General features: G+C 44.7%; 18 protein-coding genes and 2 tRNA genes. 1 reads left to right on the plus strand and 19 read right to left on the minus strand.

The genetic code is table 11. The features are described from left to right. Nucleotides 1-150: 150 nt before the first annotated feature. The 17 genes from QMA04_RS14915 to acpS form a co-directional block, all read right to left on the minus strand. Nucleotides 151-225 (minus strand) — tRNA-Glu (locus QMA04_RS14915). A gap of 5 nt (nucleotides 226-230) precedes the next feature. Then, nucleotides 231-305, minus strand: a tRNA-Asn gene (locus QMA04_RS14920). 175 nt (nucleotides 306-480) lie between these two features. Next, nucleotides 481-933 (minus strand): SprT family protein, encoded by a 453-nt coding sequence (locus QMA04_RS14925; RefSeq protein WP_203340417.1) that lies wholly within the window; start codon nucleotides 931-933, stop codon nucleotides 481-483. 22 nt (nucleotides 934-955) lie between these two features. Continuing rightward, complete coding sequence (locus QMA04_RS14930; protein WP_290186720.1) at nucleotides 956-3,121, minus strand: Tex family protein; 2,166 nt, start codon at nucleotides 3,119-3,121, stop codon at nucleotides 956-958. A gap of 230 nt (nucleotides 3,122-3,351) precedes the next feature. Next, nucleotides 3,352-4,599 (minus strand): MFS transporter, encoded by a 1,248-nt coding sequence (locus tag QMA04_RS14935; RefSeq protein ID WP_203340418.1) that lies wholly within the window; start codon nucleotides 4,597-4,599, stop codon nucleotides 3,352-3,354. A gap of 201 nt (nucleotides 4,600-4,800) precedes the next feature. Next, nucleotides 4,801-5,400, minus strand: a complete 600-nt coding sequence (locus tag QMA04_RS14940) for a PP2C family serine/threonine-protein phosphatase (RefSeq protein WP_191715583.1) — start codon at nucleotides 5,398-5,400, stop codon at nucleotides 4,801-4,803. Beyond that, nucleotides 5,400-6,182 carry an RNA polymerase sigma factor SigB gene (gene sigB / locus QMA04_RS14945; RefSeq protein ID WP_191715582.1) on the minus strand — a complete coding sequence of 261 codons (783 nt, stop codon included), beginning with the start codon at nucleotides 6,180-6,182 and terminating at the stop codon, nucleotides 5,400-5,402. Before sigB ends, QMA04_RS14940 begins: the two co-directional genes overlap by 1 nt. Beyond that, a complete protein-coding gene (rsbW, locus tag QMA04_RS14950; RefSeq protein WP_191715581.1) occupies nucleotides 6,160-6,630 on the minus strand; it encodes an anti-sigma B factor RsbW in 471 nt (156 codons plus the stop codon). The genes sigB and rsbW overlap by 23 nt, the downstream gene beginning before the upstream one ends. A gap of 1 nt (nucleotide 6,631) precedes the next feature. After that, complete coding sequence (locus QMA04_RS14955) at nucleotides 6,632-6,961, minus strand: anti-sigma factor antagonist (RefSeq protein ID WP_290186722.1); 330 nt, start codon at nucleotides 6,959-6,961, stop codon at nucleotides 6,632-6,634. A gap of 94 nt (nucleotides 6,962-7,055) precedes the next feature. Further along, nucleotides 7,056-8,057: a PP2C family protein-serine/threonine phosphatase gene (locus QMA04_RS14960; RefSeq protein ID WP_191715579.1), complete on the minus strand. Its 1,002-nt coding sequence runs from the start codon at nucleotides 8,055-8,057 to the stop codon at nucleotides 7,056-7,058. A gap of 12 nt (nucleotides 8,058-8,069) precedes the next feature. Then, nucleotides 8,070-8,471, minus strand: coding sequence for an anti-sigma regulatory factor (locus QMA04_RS14965; RefSeq protein WP_006830184.1), 402 nt, complete (start codon nucleotides 8,469-8,471; stop codon nucleotides 8,070-8,072). A 2-nt stretch (nucleotides 8,472-8,473) separates the two neighbouring features. Next, nucleotides 8,474-8,836, minus strand: coding sequence for an STAS domain-containing protein (locus QMA04_RS14970; protein ID WP_008432419.1), 363 nt, complete (start codon nucleotides 8,834-8,836; stop codon nucleotides 8,474-8,476). Beyond that, nucleotides 8,836-9,663, minus strand: a complete 828-nt coding sequence (locus tag QMA04_RS14975; protein ID WP_191715578.1) for an RsbT co-antagonist protein RsbRA — start codon at nucleotides 9,661-9,663, stop codon at nucleotides 8,836-8,838. Before QMA04_RS14975 ends, QMA04_RS14970 begins: the two co-directional genes overlap by 1 nt. A gap of 168 nt (nucleotides 9,664-9,831) precedes the next feature. Beyond that, the gene (locus QMA04_RS14980; protein ID WP_008432415.1) at nucleotides 9,832-10,182 is read right to left on the minus strand and encodes a type II toxin-antitoxin system PemK/MazF family toxin; all 351 of its coding nucleotides are present in this window, start codon (nucleotides 10,180-10,182) and stop codon (nucleotides 9,832-9,834) included. Nucleotides 10,183-10,186: 4 nt separating this feature from the next. Then, a complete protein-coding gene (locus QMA04_RS14985) occupies nucleotides 10,187-10,471 on the minus strand; it encodes a transcriptional regulator (RefSeq protein ID WP_191715577.1) in 285 nt (94 codons plus the stop codon). Nucleotides 10,472-10,514: 43 nt separating this feature from the next. Beyond that, complete coding sequence (alr, locus tag QMA04_RS14990; protein ID WP_290186725.1) at nucleotides 10,515-11,672, minus strand: alanine racemase; 1,158 nt, start codon at nucleotides 11,670-11,672, stop codon at nucleotides 10,515-10,517. A gap of 12 nt (nucleotides 11,673-11,684) precedes the next feature. Next, on the minus strand, nucleotides 11,685-12,041 hold the full coding sequence (acpS, locus tag QMA04_RS14995; RefSeq protein ID WP_191715575.1) for a holo-ACP synthase: 357 nt from the start codon (nucleotides 12,039-12,041) through the stop codon (nucleotides 11,685-11,687). A gap of 68 nt (nucleotides 12,042-12,109) precedes the next feature. Between acpS and QMA04_RS15000 the strand changes: the two genes are divergently transcribed. Further along, entirely contained in the window at nucleotides 12,110-12,718 is a 609-nt protein-coding gene (locus QMA04_RS15000; protein ID WP_191715574.1) for a rhomboid family intramembrane serine protease, read from the plus strand. 55 nt (nucleotides 12,719-12,773) lie between these two features. Here QMA04_RS15000 and QMA04_RS15005 read toward each other — a convergent pair whose 3' ends face one another. After that, nucleotides 12,774-14,285: a PH domain-containing protein gene (locus tag QMA04_RS15005; protein ID WP_191715610.1), complete on the minus strand. Its 1,512-nt coding sequence runs from the start codon at nucleotides 14,283-14,285 to the stop codon at nucleotides 12,774-12,776. Then, nucleotides 14,278-14,757, minus strand: a complete 480-nt coding sequence (locus tag QMA04_RS15010) for a PH domain-containing protein (protein WP_191715573.1) — start codon at nucleotides 14,755-14,757, stop codon at nucleotides 14,278-14,280. Before QMA04_RS15010 ends, QMA04_RS15005 begins: the two co-directional genes overlap by 8 nt. Between the last annotated feature and the right edge of the window lie 126 nt (nucleotides 14,758-14,883).

The following is a 14,883-nucleotide window of genomic DNA, read 5'->3' on the forward strand; positions in this document are numbered from 1 at the left end:
CAATAATAATAAAGTTGTAATTTCCTTATAACCATTCTGTAAAAGCAACGAAAGCAATAACTCGTTTCATTCTACTCGATTGGCTTGAGTGTTAGTGTAACACAGAAGTTATCGAACTATAACTTTTCAGATTAATTGTTTTTTATAAGATGGTGACCCCTACGGGATTCGAACCCGTGTTACCGCCGTGAAAGGGCGGTGTCTTAACCGCTTGACCAAGGGGCCATAAATGGCTCCGAAGGTAGGACTCGAACCTACGACCATCGCATTAACAGTGCGGTGCTCTACCACTGAGCTACTTCGGAATAATGTTTTATTACTTGTCGACTTTTTCTATTATAAAGAGGTCTGAAGGAATCGTCAATACCTTTTTCACTTTAATTTATTATTTGTTTTTCACGGCTAAATATTGTGCATGAAATAACAATAGCAAAAGGGAGGCTGCCAGCGATTGGCCAGCCTCCCCACTCTATCAGTTTATCATTTCATTGTCAGTTTTCCTGAGCAACGTCCACATCTGTAACGATCCGTATTCATCCGGATCTTGCGCTGATACTTCGTTTTGCACGTAACGCATTCGTACTGATACGCCTTGACAGGACGCTGCCTCGTTTTGTTTTCCAAAGTGGAACAAAAGCGCGGCGAACCGGTTTCCTTCAACAATTCCCGGAAGTCCCTGTCGCGATGCTTATAGCCTCTTCCTTCTATATGAAGATGATAATGGCACAGTTCGTGTTTAATAATGCCTTCAAGTTCGGCATAGCCGAACTTTTCATAAGAGCTTGGATTGATTTCGATATTATGCGAACGCAACAGATATCGGCCCCCTGTCGTCCGCAGCCTGGAATTGAAAACACCTTCATGCCGAAAGGGTTTCCGAAAACTCACCAGTGAAATCTCCTTGATCAGCCCAGTTAATTCTTCGTTCGTCATATTAACTCCCCTATGCTTAAGGTTAAAGGGTCTGCTCTTTTGGCTGGAGCATTGTCAGAGCAATCCGCCCTTTGTCTTTCTCCACTTTTTCCACCCAGGCTGTGACAATGTCTCCCACTGCCACTACTTCTAACGGATGCTTCACAAAGCCCTTTTTCAATTTCGAGATGTGCACGAGACCATCCTGCTTCACCCCGATATCAACAAATGCACCAAAGTCCACAACGTTGCGGACTGTTCCCTGCACTTCCATCCCTGGCAGCAGATCTTCCATTTTCAGAATATCATTCTTCAATAGTGGTTGCGGGAATTCATCGCGCGGATCACGGAACGGTTTCTTCAGCGCATCCAGAATATCTTTCAACGTAACTTCCCCTACTCCCCATCGTTCGCTAAGCTCGGTCAGTTTGAGTGCTTCCAATTTTTCAGAGATGCCTGCTTTTCCAACCGATTTCTTATCTTCTCCAACCAACTTCAACAGCTTTTCCGCAATTTCATAACTCTCCGGATGAATGCCTGTCGCATCGAGCGGATTCTTTCCTTCAGGGATCCGTAGGAATCCGATTGCCTGTTCATAGGTTTTCGCTCCTAAGCGCGGAATCTTTTTAAGCTGAACGCGCGAAGTGAATCGGCCATTCTCATCACGGACCTTGATGACGTTTTCCGCCACGGTTTTACTTAAGCCCGCCACATATTGCAGTAAAGAAGAAGAGGCCGAATTGACGTTGACGCCGACTTGGTTAACAGCAGTCTCTACCACAAATGTCAATTGATCCGCTAATTTCTTCTGGGAAACGTCGTGCTGATACTGTCCGACACCGACCGCTTTTGGATCGATCTTCACCAATTCAGACAACGGATCTTGCAGACGGCGTGCAATCGATGCCGCACTTCGCTCTTCAACTTTTAAATCTGGAAACTCAGCACGGGCAATATCGGATGCCGAATAGACGCTGGCCCCTGCTTCGTTGACGATCACATATGAGATATCGGCCGAGGTTTCCGACAGAAAGTCTGCTACAAATTGCTCGGTCTCCCGAGATGCGGTGCCATTGCCGATCGCCATGATTTCAATCGGGTATTTGGACGTTAACCGCTCCATGATTTTCTTTGCACCCGCTTGATCGGATTTCGGCGGATGCGGATAAATGACTGCCACTTCCAACAGCTTTCCTGTTTCATCGATAACTGCCAATTTGCAACCGGTGCGGTAAGCCGGATCGACCCCTAATACCATCTTGTTTTTCATCGGAGGCTGCAGCAAAAGGTTTCGCAAGTTTTCCGAAAAAATGTGGATGGCTTGCGTTTCCCCTTTTTCGCTCAGCTCCGTCCGGATTTCCCGTTCAACGGATGATTGGATTAGCCGCTTGTAACTGTCTTCAATCGCCACAGCGACCACTTCACCGGTCAGACGTGCCTGCTTCATCCATTTATTTTTCATCAATGTGATGATGCGATCCACAGGCGGATTAATGGATACTTTCAAGACATCCTCTTTTTCTCCGCGGTTGATTGCTAAAATCCGGTGCGGAACGATTTTCTGGATAGCTTCTTCGTATTCGTAATACATTTGAAAGACTTGTTTTTCATCCTCGTGATTTTTCTTGGCGACAGTGGCAATGGTTCCGTCTTTTCGCGTCATATAGCGGATTTTTTCCCGAATGTCAGGATCATCTGCAAATAATTCCGCCAAAATATCCTGCGCCCCTTGAATCGCTTCTTCCGCTGAAGCTACGCCGGCTTCCTCATCAACAAATCCCTGCGCTTTGTCAGCCAGTTTTTCATTGCCAGGTTCCATCAGCCAGTCCGCTAATGGCTGCAAGCCTTTTTCCTTCGCGATGGTCGCTTTGGTCCGCCGTTTTTGCTTGTATGGCCGGTATAAATCTTCAACGCGCTGCAGGACTGTGGCATTGTGAATCGCCTTTTCCAGTTCATCTGTCAGCTTTTCCTGTTCCGCTATGGAACGGATGACATCTATTTTTCGTTGTTCTAAGTTCTGAATGTATGTATACCGGTCGTCAATTGCTTTGATTTGGACTTCATCCAAAGATCCGGTAGCCTCTTTCCGGTACCGCGCGATAAACGGCACAGTATTGCCATCTTCAATCAATGCGATGACCTGGGCAACCTGGTTGTTTCGTACGCCCGTTTCTTTTGCGATTAATGTGTGGATTTGTTGCATTTCCATCTGGACACTTCCCTTCAGTTCCCTTTCATTTTAACACATTCTGAAAAGCGCAAGCAGTCAGAGGGGCTGCCGCTACTATTAACAACCCGTAATATAAACACGAAAAAAGCCCTCTTTTTTGAGGGCCTCCATTATTCACTGGATCTATTTTAAAGAAACGCTGAACTTAATTATGGGATTGTACTTTTATAAAGAATGCTTTCTCTTAGTGGAAGCAAAGCGCCTTTCTCTTAGGTCTCTGTCGGAACTTCGACCAGCGCCGGTTTGTTGCGGGTTGCTTTTCCTTTTAATGTTTCAATTAATCCGAAGGAAATAAGGAAAGCGATCAAGTAGGAAATCGGAATGACAACCATAACAGCGGTCAATCCAAAGGAATCTGCCAATATGCCGGATAATCCAATCGAGAAGGCACCCACCAATTCACCAATCCCCATAATCAATGCATTCGCTGTAGCCATTACCGCTACAGGCACACTTTCTACCGGAATGATGCTTTGGTAAAGTGTATTCATCGCCAAGATAATTCCACCCAGCAACACCAAAACAACCAAGCTTACCGCGGATTGCGGGAAAACGAACAAAACAAGAGGTGTTACCATGGCCATAGCCAAGTACCCTGTCATTGCTGGTTTACGGCCGATTTTATCAGAAGAGTAAGGAATGAATATCTGCCAGATGATAGTCAATAGACCAAACAGCGAGAACACCAAACCCATTTGAGTGTTTGACAATAGGCTCACTTGTGTCAGATACAGCGGCAAGAATGCATTAAATGTCCACATCGCACCCATACAGAAAATACTGATCAAAATACAAATCAGGATATTGCGGTTTTTCACACTGTTATAGATAGTGCTGACATTGAATGCAGTAACAGCTTCCGTTTTCACCACAGTTTCAGGCGGTTTCACAAAACGAAGCATCAGCAAAGCTGCAATGAAACTTGGAATACTGACGAATAAAAACGCATAACGCCAACCGAATAAGTCGCCCAATTGCGTCACGACCAATGGCCCAATCGCCACTCCAATTACCGCAGCCCCCGCATAAACTAAGCCCATGTTGCGGCCCAGCGTTGTCGGACGCGAGACAGAGGCCAAAAGTGAAAGCGAAATCGGAAGAATAACCCCTTCACTGGCTCCCAGTAAGGTCCGGACAATCAGCATATACGTGTACGTTTCCGCAAACATGGTCAGAAGCGCCAATACGGAGGTGACGATCATCGCCCAAAACAAGATGGTCTTTTTATGTCCGAGGCGATCTGAGAGAATTGCAAACGTCGGAGCTGCCAGCGCAAAGCCAATGGTCTGCCACATATTGATTTGGCCGATTTTCGTATTCGTTAATGCAATATCTTCAATAATAAAAGGCATGAGCATGGAAATTGCTTGTCTATCCAAATACAGAAAGCCCCATGCCACGAAAAAAAGCATAACCAGTATCGTTTCGTAACTTAATCCCTTTTTAATCTTCGCCATTTTGCCAACCCCCTCGTTTGTTCTTTTTTGCTCCGATTACTCTACCTTTCAACTACTCGTTCCCACTTCCCCTTTCCGTTCTGCTTTTGTACTAATTGAATTGTATGAGAAAGCGCTTTCAAATTATAGAATAAATACCTTTTAATTTTGTCAGAATTTTAAGTAAACTTATACGGTTTTTAATCCACAAAAAAAGCCTTCTCATTTGAGAAGACTTCCTGTTATAAAGGTCGCGTCGTCACCTGTTTGGATAGACGCCAATATATCTCGATACAGTTGTTCAGGAACTGCAGCTTTTCGCATCATGGCTTTTGGATTTCTTAAATCCACTCCATCGGAATGAATCAAGAACAAATCATCTTCCACATACGTGTATAGCTGAGTGCGCAATTTTTGAGGGCGCCCTGATAAATACCCCATAACCGGCAATGGGTAAATAATTTCATCCGTCGCTTTGCGATACAGATAAAAGCGGATATTGCCGACACAGCTGTATTCAAGGGTCTTTTTATTAAAATCAACTTTAAAAATGGCTACGGCAGCTCCACGTTTTTGGAGCATCAATCCGTTGAATCGATACATCAATTGATCGATTGTTTCGTGGTGGTATTCACGCAAAATTTGCGGAATGACCTGAGACGATTCACGCGCCACAGGCCCACTCCCTAGTCCATCGGCTACGGAGCAAATAAAGTAATCATCCGTCAACACCGTATGGTAACTGTCGCCGGATTCATGATTCCCTTTTTTTGCTTCGTTGAAAATAAAAGCATCTACAAAACTATGCTGAATTTTCTCCACTACGAAACCCCACCAGCCGCTAAAATAGCTTCCTGCAATTTTTTGATGGCTTTTCTTTGCAAACGGGATACATGCATTTGAGAAATACCGAGTTTATCCCCAGCTTCTTTCTGGCTCAGCTGCTCTATGTAAGTGAATTGGATGATCTGCTTTTCCCGTTCTGAAAGCACATTCATCGCTTCAGCTACAAGCATGCGCTGATCCGCTTTCTCGTAACCATCGTCTTCCTGGCCTACAACGTCAAACAATGTGACGGTACTGCCATCTGAATCCGCCTCCAAAGAGTGGTCCATTGAAAGTGCCTGATAGCTTTTGCCCATTTCCATCGCTTCTAATACATCGTCTTCATCGACATCCAAGTATTCGGCAATTTCCCATACTTGCGGTGAACGCTGAAGTTCTGTAGTCAACACTTCAACCGTCGCTTTAATACGGGGCCCCAACTCTTTTATGCGCCGCGGCACATGGATTGCCCATGTCTTATCGCGCAAAAAGCGTTTGATTTCGCCAATAATTGTAGGCACAGCAAAAGCTTCAAAGCTACGTCCGTATGAAGGGTCGTAGCGTCTGATAGCTCCTAAAAGTCCCAACATGCCTACTTGCGCGATATCTTCATGGTAAGATTTACCGTTAGAATACTTACGCGCAATGGATTCAACAAGACGTTTATAATTCAACACTAAATTTGTCTGGGCTTCTTCATCTTCTGTCTTTTGATAAGCTTCAATCCACTCAAGCACCTGCTCTTTAGTAGGCTGATTAGGATGAGACTGTTTCGACATCCTTCTCCACCTGCTCTCCTTCAACATGCTTTGTCATGAAGATTGTTACGCCTTCTTGATGATGAACTTTGACTTCATCCATTAATGTTTCAATCAAATACAAGCCGAGACCTCCTTCACGAAGAAAAGCACCTTCTTCTTGGTCGTGATAAGGACCTACTTTTGCCTTTGTTTCTTCAAAGTCGAAACTTTGGCCATGATCCGCCACCATAATCTCGATTTTGTCTTCGTATAAAGCGCAACCGATGACAACTTCGCCTTCTTCGCCTTCTGCGTAAGCGTGTTGAACTGCATTGGTCACCGCTTCGCTTGAAGCAATCTTCAAATCTTCTATATCGTCAAATGAAAAGCCAATGCGGCTGGCCAGCCCCGAAATGGTAAGTCTTGCAACCCCAACGTATTGGGATTTGGCAGGAACGCGCATTTCTACATAATCGAAAGGACGCATATTAGTTACCACCCTTCCCGACTGATTCGATATCCATAATATCGCCTAAACCGGTAATATCGAAAAGCCGTTTCAAGCGGGCTGAAAGTCCTTTTAACTTTACGTGTCCGCCATTCGCATTGACTGATTTATAAAATGCTACGAAAACGCCTAATCCTGTACTGTCCATATAATTAACGTTGGAAAGATCCAACTCTGCTTTCAATCCTTGATGATTCTGATAAGTTTCTAATTTTTCCCGTAGGACTGGTGCAGTGTGCGCATCAATTTCACCGCGGATAAAGCCCTCGAGAATATTGTCTGATTCAGTTAGGTCAACTTGAATATTCATTGTAATTCGACACCCCGTTTTTTTTAATTCAACCCCGCTAAAAAAAAGCTGTTCTAAGCATTAATACCACAATCAGCGCATTGCTAAACATTCCTTATACTTTTTTGTAGATCACCAATGTGAAATCATCCTGGAATTGCGCATTTTGCATGCGCTCAAGCTCATCGTAAACGTATTGTACAATGCTTTGCGCAGGTTCATCTTTTTTCCGTTCAATCAATTCAAAAATCACTTCTCGCTCAATAAAGCCGTCTTCATTACGGCCCTCTGTGACCCCATCGGTCATCATGATGACCAAGTCGCCTTTTTCCAAATCGACGGTATGTTCTTCATAGACTGCTGCAGGAGATACTCCAAGCAGCAAGCCTTTGGCGAATAGCTCGCTGAATTCGTTGTCTTTAGCACGGTAGAGGATAGCTGGTTCATGGCCTGCCGATCCATAGGTCAACCGCGCTTGCTTGGCATCGTAATTGCTATAGAACATGGAGACGAACATCGAGTCATCGACACTTTTTTCCACAATTCGGTTGATGACGCTCAAAACATCTTTAGGAAGTGCATGCGAACTGTTCAGGCTGTCCATGCCAAACTTGATCATAGACATGCAAAGAGCAGCCGGAAGGCCTTTGCCGATTACATCTGCAACCGCCACCCCAGCATACCCATCATGGTCACTGACAAAATAAATGTAATCGCCATTCATTTTCCGCGCAGGAATAGAGAGAAGGCCGATATCCAAGCCTTCCAGCAACGGCAATTTGGTCTTCAGCAAGGTTTCCTGAACGTTGGCAGCAAGATCCATTTCCACTTTCAATTCTTCTTGCTGCTTGAGTAAGCTTTGGCGTTCTTGCAACGCTAACCCATAATTAATCATCATTTCAATCAGAAAATCAAATGAATGCCACACCACTTCCGGCAATTCACTGTATAACTCTTGAATTGCCGCTTTGTGCATGCTGATGACTTCTTCAGGTGCAATATTTTCCAAAATCAGCTGCCGGCTAAAATTTTGGCCGACATACAGATTTTGTTCTGTCTGTTTTTTCATATATTCATTTAAAATCTCTTTGTATTGATTCTCAATTTCTTGAGCCATTGGGTTTTCCCCCTAACGAAGCCACTTAGTAGCTCTTATATCTGTACCCTCGCCTAATATTGTTTCAATCTTAAAGTCATCCATTAAGCGTTTGACACCAGGCAATCCTGCTCCTAACCCGCCGGAAGTTGTAAATCCATCTTCCATCACTTTGCGGATATCAGGAATTCCCGGGCCGCTGTCTGCAGCTATGATTAAGATTCCTTTGATGCCATTTTCTGTTAACTGTTGTATTTCAATCCTGCCTTTTCCGGCATATAAATATATATTGCGGGCAAGCTCGCTGATAGCCGTTGTAATACGGGCCTGATCAACTGTGCCAAATCCAAGCTCTTTCGCCACATTGCGTCCGAGTTGTCTTGCAGCCACAATATCCCATTCTGTCAAAATTTCCACCGAGGACTGGTCGCTCATGTTTAAGCCTCCAATTCCAATTGAAGTTTATCCAAGCCATTTTCTAAATCTAGTGCTGTCATAACGTCTTCTAGTCGAATTCCCAACTCGATCAAAGTGATAGCGACTGCTGGCTGGATACCGGTAATGACTACTCGGGCCCCCATCAAGCTTGACATGCTGATGACGTCTCCAAGAACTTTCGCAATAAATGAGTCGATAAAATCGATGGATGTTAAATCGATGACTACACCTCGCGCACTTGTTTCGTGCAATTTAGTCAGTAGATCCTCTTGAAATTGAAGAGCCGTCTGATCATCAAGCTCCCATTGGATTGAAACAATTAATGTATCTCGTAACTTTAAAATTGGAATTCTAAAATTCATCAGTCCTCAACCTCCACGATCTTTCGGTTTGTCCAAGCCAATGCCTGTTCTACGCCTCGCTGCAACGTACTTGTTGTCGTAAAATCATTCAAGTTAATGCCGAGCGTGACAATCGTCTGAGCAATCTCAGGACGAATTCCGACAAGCATACACTTCGCTCCAACCAGACGGACAGCATCCGCTGCCTGGATAATGTGATGGGCGACCATTGTATCTACAACCGGAACACCGGTGATATCAAGCAATACAACTTCTGCACGGTGCTTGACGACACCTTCCAACAAGTTTTCCATAATCAATTTTGCGCGTTCCGTATCAATCGTCCCTACGAGCGGCATTACGGAAACTTTTTCAAAAACCGGAATCAGCGAGGCTGATAACTCCTGCAAAGCAATCTTTTGAAGGCTGACCGTACGTTCCCACGTTTTGGAATAAGCCTGAATGGTGCTGTCCCGAATCGGTGAAATCCAGTTGCTGAATTCATCTACAAACGGTTTGATATTCCCTTCGTTAATGATTTCTTCCCGGACCATTCCTTCATAGACGATTTCCGCAAAATGATTGATCGCTTTTGTAACAAAGGTGATGGACCAGCCAAGGCGAACTACCTTTTCCGCAAAATCATTGACTCGGCTTTCATAAGCCTGATGGCTTTCTAATAAATTGGATATCATCAGCTCCGCAAATTCATGGCTAGTCTGATTCATCAATTCAACAGGCATCACTTGAAAAGCGCGTTCATCTTTCTCGTTTTTCATTTTTTCCTGCCAGTTTGAAATAATCTCTGTTAAGTTGCCTTGTATATATTGAGCCATCTGTTTATTCATATGGATCAAAAACCCTCCCTGTGACACTATGTATCTCAAATTTTATCTGCTACTCTTTATTGTATCGGAAATTCATTTTTTTCACATCTTTTTTGTCGGCACAGCCATTTTCAAGAAAAAACACCCTGAGAAAAAGCTCTCAAGGTGTCTTTGTAGGAGTATGTATGATTAGAATTTAACAAGGCCTACACTGATTTCCAGCGCCTCGTCCACTTTTTCCATCAATGTATCATCAAGCTGGGTAATTTTATCGGTCAGCCGCGACTTATCAATAGTCCGCAATTGTTCAAGCAGAATAACTGAATCACGTTCAAAGCCATATTTCTTGGCGTTGATTTCTACATGAGTCGGCAATTTGGCTTTTTGAATCTGTGCTGTAATTGCAGCTATGATGACAGTAGGACTGAAACGATTACCTATATCGTTTTGAATCACCAGGACAGGGCGGGTCCCACCTTGCTCAGACCCGACAACTGGTGATAATTCTGCAAAAAAGACATCCCCGCGTTTTACAATCAAGTTGTCACCCTCCGCTTACGAGTCGCACTGTCGTGTGCTCCGCTTCGTACTCAGCGTGAGAACATTCACAAGCAATCGATAGATTGATCTGTGACATCTCTACGTAGCCCTTGATCATCGCTTCCCGAATATGATATGAGTCGTACAGATTTTTAGTCACTCGATGTGTGGAAACGTAGATATAATCTCCACTTTCTTCAACACGTTCATCTGAATGAGTCGTCAACTCTGAGATAAATTGCTTTGGCAATTTAACAACCACTTCTTTTGTCTTTGACTTCTGATACACAGCCGACACCTCCGAAAATCCCGTTCTTCTGCCTTTATCTTTCTCATCTTAACATTGTATCGGGTTCCTGAAAAGGTAAATCGGAAACTTCTGTGCTGTCCGAGTATACTCGAGGCACCCGTTTCGTTAAAATACAAGGGATTTCGTAAGGGATGGTATCAAGCTTCCGTGCCCATTCGTCAATAAAAATCCGTTGTCCTGCCTGACTGCCGATCAATTGAACTTTTTCTCCGATCGGCAGTTTTTCAGAAATGCGGATCATGCACTGATCCATGCAAATCCGGCCCACAACCGGAACACGCTGACCTTTCACCAAAACTTCCTGCCCTTGCAAGCCGCGCAGCATTCCGTCCGCATAGCCGATCGGCAACGTTGCAATCCATTCATCCTGTTCAGCCTGATAGGTAGCTCCATAGCTCAGCGCCTGTCCTGCTTTCACTTTTTTCACGTGAATAATTTCTGTTTCCAGACTTAGAGCCGGATGCAATTCAAAAGGCATTTCTTTGCCTACATAAGGAGACGGTGCAATGCCATACAACGAAATCCCTACACGCACCGCGTCAAATGACATCTCCGGGTGCATGATGGCGGCAGCACTATTGGAAACGTGGACCATGATAGAAGGATCAGCCAATTTATCAATGACGCTGTTCATTGCACGCACTTGCTCCAGAAACAACCCAGAGTCCGCTTCATCGGCCGTGGCAAAATGAGTAAAGACGCCTTCAAAACCAAATTCATGATCGGCGATAAATTCAAGCGCCTCGTCTACTTCGTCCAATTGAACACCGATACGCCGCATTCCGGTGTCCACTTTCAAATGGATCTTCAGCGTATGCAGTTCCGGCGCCACATTCACGGACGCCATTGCCAGCCAGTCGAGGGAAACAGCGGTTACGATAATGTTATGCCGCTGCGCGACTTGAATGAAATTCGGAGGAGTCGCCCCGAGGATCAGCAAGTCTGTGCTGACCCCTTGTTCTCGCAGGTAAAGAGCCTCGTCCGGAGTCGCCACTGCCAACAAGCGGACACCATTTTCAATCGCTGTCTTCGCTACTGCCAGAACCCCATGTCCGTATGCGTCCGCTTTGACCACTGCGATTACTTCCGCACCTCCGCTTCTTTGCTGAAAAGCTGATAAATTCTTTTTGATTGCACCTAAATCAATGACCGCTTTTGTCGGCCGATAATTTTCTGTCATCGTTACACCGCCTTAATAATTTGTCTGCAATAGAACCTGCGCTGCTGCAAAGTCCTTTGAATGAGTGATGGAAACCATACCGGTTTCTGTATTCCGAAAATAGATGGAAGGCTTACCTTTGGCGTCTTTTCTGATTTCAATATCCTGAAAAGAACAGGCACCGCCAATTCCAGTTCCATTGGCTTTGGAGAATGCCTCTTTTGCCGCAAAGCGCCCTGCCAAAAATTCCACTTTTCTGGCTGCTGTCAACTGCCCGTATTCGGCCAGCTCAGATTCAGTCAGTACACGTTCACGAAACTTAGGCGACCGGGCATCCAACCGATGGATTCGTGAAAGTTCCACGATATCCAAACCGATTCCTGTAATCATAAATGTTTCTCCTTTCAATCGCAAACAGGTAACAGGTATAATTAGAAATATGAAATAGAGGTGACAAAATGTTTATTCGAACAGAAAGCTTTAAGCAATACTTGCGTATGTATCCGGTCGTTTCCACTTTAATCGCCCTTAATTTACTGGTTTATGTATTGACGTGGTTACCTGTCTTTGGCGAACTGCTTTATTTTTATGGAGTTGGCTCGAATTTTTACATTGCAGAAGGCCAATGGTGGCGATTCTTTACACCGATGTTTCTGCATGGTGGATTGATGCACCTGCTGTTTAATATGTTTTCATTGTTCCTATTCGGACCTGAATTGGAACGTTTGACCGGCAAAGTCCGCTTTATCACGATTTACCTGGTAGCTGGATTCTTCGCATCAGCGGCCACTTACTTTTTGCAGCCGCTCGATTATGCCCATGTAGGAGCAAGCGGAGCGATTTTTGGAGTGTTTGGCGCATTTGGCGCATTGGTGTACTACGGCGGACGCGCATTGCCTCAGCTCAAACAAATTATACTCCCAATTATCGTCATTAGTATAGTCATGACTTTCTTGACACCGAACGTCAACGTCACGGCCCATATCGCTGGAATGATCACCGGATTTTTAATCGGCCTCAGTTATTTCCATCCGAAACGGATCGTCAGTTGGCGCGCAAAAAAATAAAGACAGCCGGAATCATGATTCCGGCTGCTTTTTTATGTCAAGAATTCGGGTTGATTCAATGCTTCAACTCTTTGTTGCCGGAAGGTTCAAACCAGGCAAGAATGCGGCTGGCATCGGCTTTTTCCATATGGGGAGTTGATGCAGTCGCTCCCATCATCCCGGATTTGATCGTTGAATTTATAGAAGCCAGCTCTTTGCGGCGCTGGAAATAACTTTGCGTCACCTGCACAACCTGCACGCGTTTCTTCAGCATAAAGAATCGATGCTTGCTGATCCCTCTGAATTGCATCGTCAATTGTTTATCTGCCAGCGCATAGCCCACCGTCCGATGCTGCCAAATTCCGATAACCACAACAATTGGCACGATAATCAACGCCAAGAGGCCATACGGATAGAAAAAATACCCTAAAGCTGCGAATACCGGCGAGAACCAAAGCAAGTCGAGGCGATAGAAAAAGTGGACGCTTCGTTTTGGTGCCTTGACCAGCTCGGGTGTCCATTCCAGCTCCGGAAACAGCTCTGCCAATATTGGAATCATCCGTTCTGTTTTCACCAAAGGAAACAGGCGGATTTTTTCATCTTTATCGCCAATAGACCCTCCTGCACTCTCCACCATTACTGTCGCATATCCGAAAAGTTCACGCAGTGGATTTTGGCTCACTTTAATGCCTTGAACGCGCTTGAGAGGGACAGAAACCTTTTTCTTTTCCAGCAATCCCCTAGTGATATAGATATGGTCTTCATCCCGCTGAATGGTAAATTGGTAATTCGCAAAAATAGTCATAATGACCGAAATAACCCATGCCACCAACAGGACAAAAAAGATCGTCAACGCTACAATCAATGCTCCAAAACGCAGAAACAGCATCACTTCTTCGTAAATGGCATCATAAGGAATCAATTCGGAAAACTGCGATAAGAAGATTGCCACTGCTGAAATTACCACACCGATGCCGCCGGACGTTGTTGCCAGAATCAGCAGTTCTTTCATCGACATCCGGTAAAGCACTTTTGCTTCTTTTTTCGGAAGTGGCTCGACTTGTTCATGCGGCCCCATTTCTGCGGCCGTTTCTTCAGGAAGCTGGCGTTTAGCTTTTTCCATTTCGTTTTCAATGCGATCCGCATCTTCTCTCGAAATTGCTGTCAGTTCCGCTTCCGCCTGACCTACTTTTCCGGAGCCTGCTGTTTCCACTTTCACTTTCACTAAGCCAAGAGGACGGTGGAATATGCCTTCCGTGTAGTTCAAGCTTTGGATCCGATCAAACGGAATATATCTTTTTTTCTTTACAAACAAGCCATATTCAATACGCAATTCCCCATCTTCAAACCAATAGACAAAACGTTTCCACTTGATGATTCCGCCGACCAACAGGAATACCAGAACGACACTGCCTATTATGATTGGAATCAGGCCTTGCCAACCTTGGTTGAACATTGAACTGACGCCGCCGTCCCTGAATATATTGACACCGAAAATAATGATGAACGGGAGAATCAATTCTTTTAAGCCTTTAACGAAATTGATGAATGCAGAAATGGGGTGCAGTTTATAACGTTCTTCATACATCATCTTCCGCCACCCTTGCTAATACGGAAATTCTGGCTCTCAGTTCATCGGCTTCGGCAGTGATCAAAGCTGGGATGGTATGTGTGGTCGCCGCTGTGGATATCGAAATCTCCGCTAAATCGTATTTCCGCAAAATCGGACCTTGTTCCGTATCCACGTGCTGGACACGCACCATCGGCACGAGTGTCCGGGTAACCACAAACAATCCATGCTGCAATTCGATTTCTTGTTCCCGCACTTCGTAACGCCAGCGTTGCCACCGGATTTTCGGAAACAGGTAAATAAACAGAAAACCGAATAACAGAATCACCCCTCCATAAAGGGCATAAAGCCATTGTGGCCATTCAAAAAAATATGTTAAAACACCTGCTCCAACCGCAAGCAATGCGAGGACCGCCGTTTCCATGCTTCCATAGACACGCCATACCGTCAGTCCTTTTCGTGAAATTTGATTTTTTGGTTGGTTATCCATTTTCTTCTCTCCAATCACGTTTCCCTATTCATTATACGGTTTACCCAATGGAACGTTTCATCCAATTGTACATGAAATTTGGACAGCAAAAAAGGGCGCATGCCCAAACAGTTTCCTGTTCGGCAT

Source organism: Planococcus sp. APC 3900 (assembly GCF_030407735.1).
GTDB lineage: Bacteria > Bacillota > Bacilli > Bacillales_A > Planococcaceae > Planococcus > Planococcus notacanthi.

Coding starts and splice junctions, on each gene's coding strand:
- QMA04_RS14925 (WP_203340417.1), bottom strand. CDS start 933: ATGACGAACGAAGAATTAACTGGGCTGATCAAGGAGATTTCACTGGTG.
- QMA04_RS14930 (WP_290186720.1), bottom strand. CDS start 3,121: ATGGAAATGCAACAAATCCACACATTAATCGCAAAAGAAACGGGCGTA.
- QMA04_RS14935 (WP_203340418.1), bottom strand. CDS start 4,599: ATGGCGAAGATTAAAAAGGGATTAAGTTACGAAACGATACTGGTTATG.
- sigB (WP_191715582.1), bottom strand. CDS start 6,182: ATGTCGAAACAGTCTCATCCTAATCAGCCTACTAAAGAGCAGGTGCTT.
- rsbW (WP_191715581.1), bottom strand. CDS start 6,630: ATGCGTCCTTTCGATTATGTAGAAATGCGCGTTCCTGCCAAATCCCAA.
- QMA04_RS14955 (WP_290186722.1), bottom strand. CDS start 6,961: ATGAATATTCAAGTTGACCTAACTGAATCAGACAATATTCTCGAGGGC.
- QMA04_RS14960 (WP_191715579.1), bottom strand. CDS start 8,057: ATGGCTCAAGAAATTGAGAATCAATACAAAGAGATTTTAAATGAATAT.
- QMA04_RS14965 (WP_006830184.1), bottom strand. CDS start 8,471: ATGAGCGACCAGTCCTCGGTGGAAATTTTGACAGAATGGGATATTGTG.
- QMA04_RS14970 (WP_008432419.1), bottom strand. CDS start 8,836: ATGAATTTTAGAATTCCAATTTTAAAGTTACGAGATACATTAATTGTT.
- QMA04_RS14975 (WP_191715578.1), bottom strand. CDS start 9,663: ATGAATAAACAGATGGCTCAATATATACAAGGCAACTTAACAGAGATT.
- alr (WP_290186725.1), bottom strand. CDS start 11,672: ATGACAGAAAATTATCGGCCGACAAAAGCGGTCATTGATTTAGGTGCA.
- acpS (WP_191715575.1), bottom strand. CDS start 12,041: ATGATTACAGGAATCGGTTTGGATATCGTGGAACTTTCACGAATCCAT.
- QMA04_RS15000 (WP_191715574.1), top strand. CDS start 12,110: ATGTTTATTCGAACAGAAAGCTTTAAGCAATACTTGCGTATGTATCCG.
- QMA04_RS15005 (WP_191715610.1), bottom strand. CDS start 14,285: ATGTATGAAGAACGTTATAAACTGCACCCCATTTCTGCATTCATCAAT.
- QMA04_RS15010 (WP_191715573.1), bottom strand. CDS start 14,757: ATGGATAACCAACCAAAAAATCAAATTTCACGAAAAGGACTGACGGTA.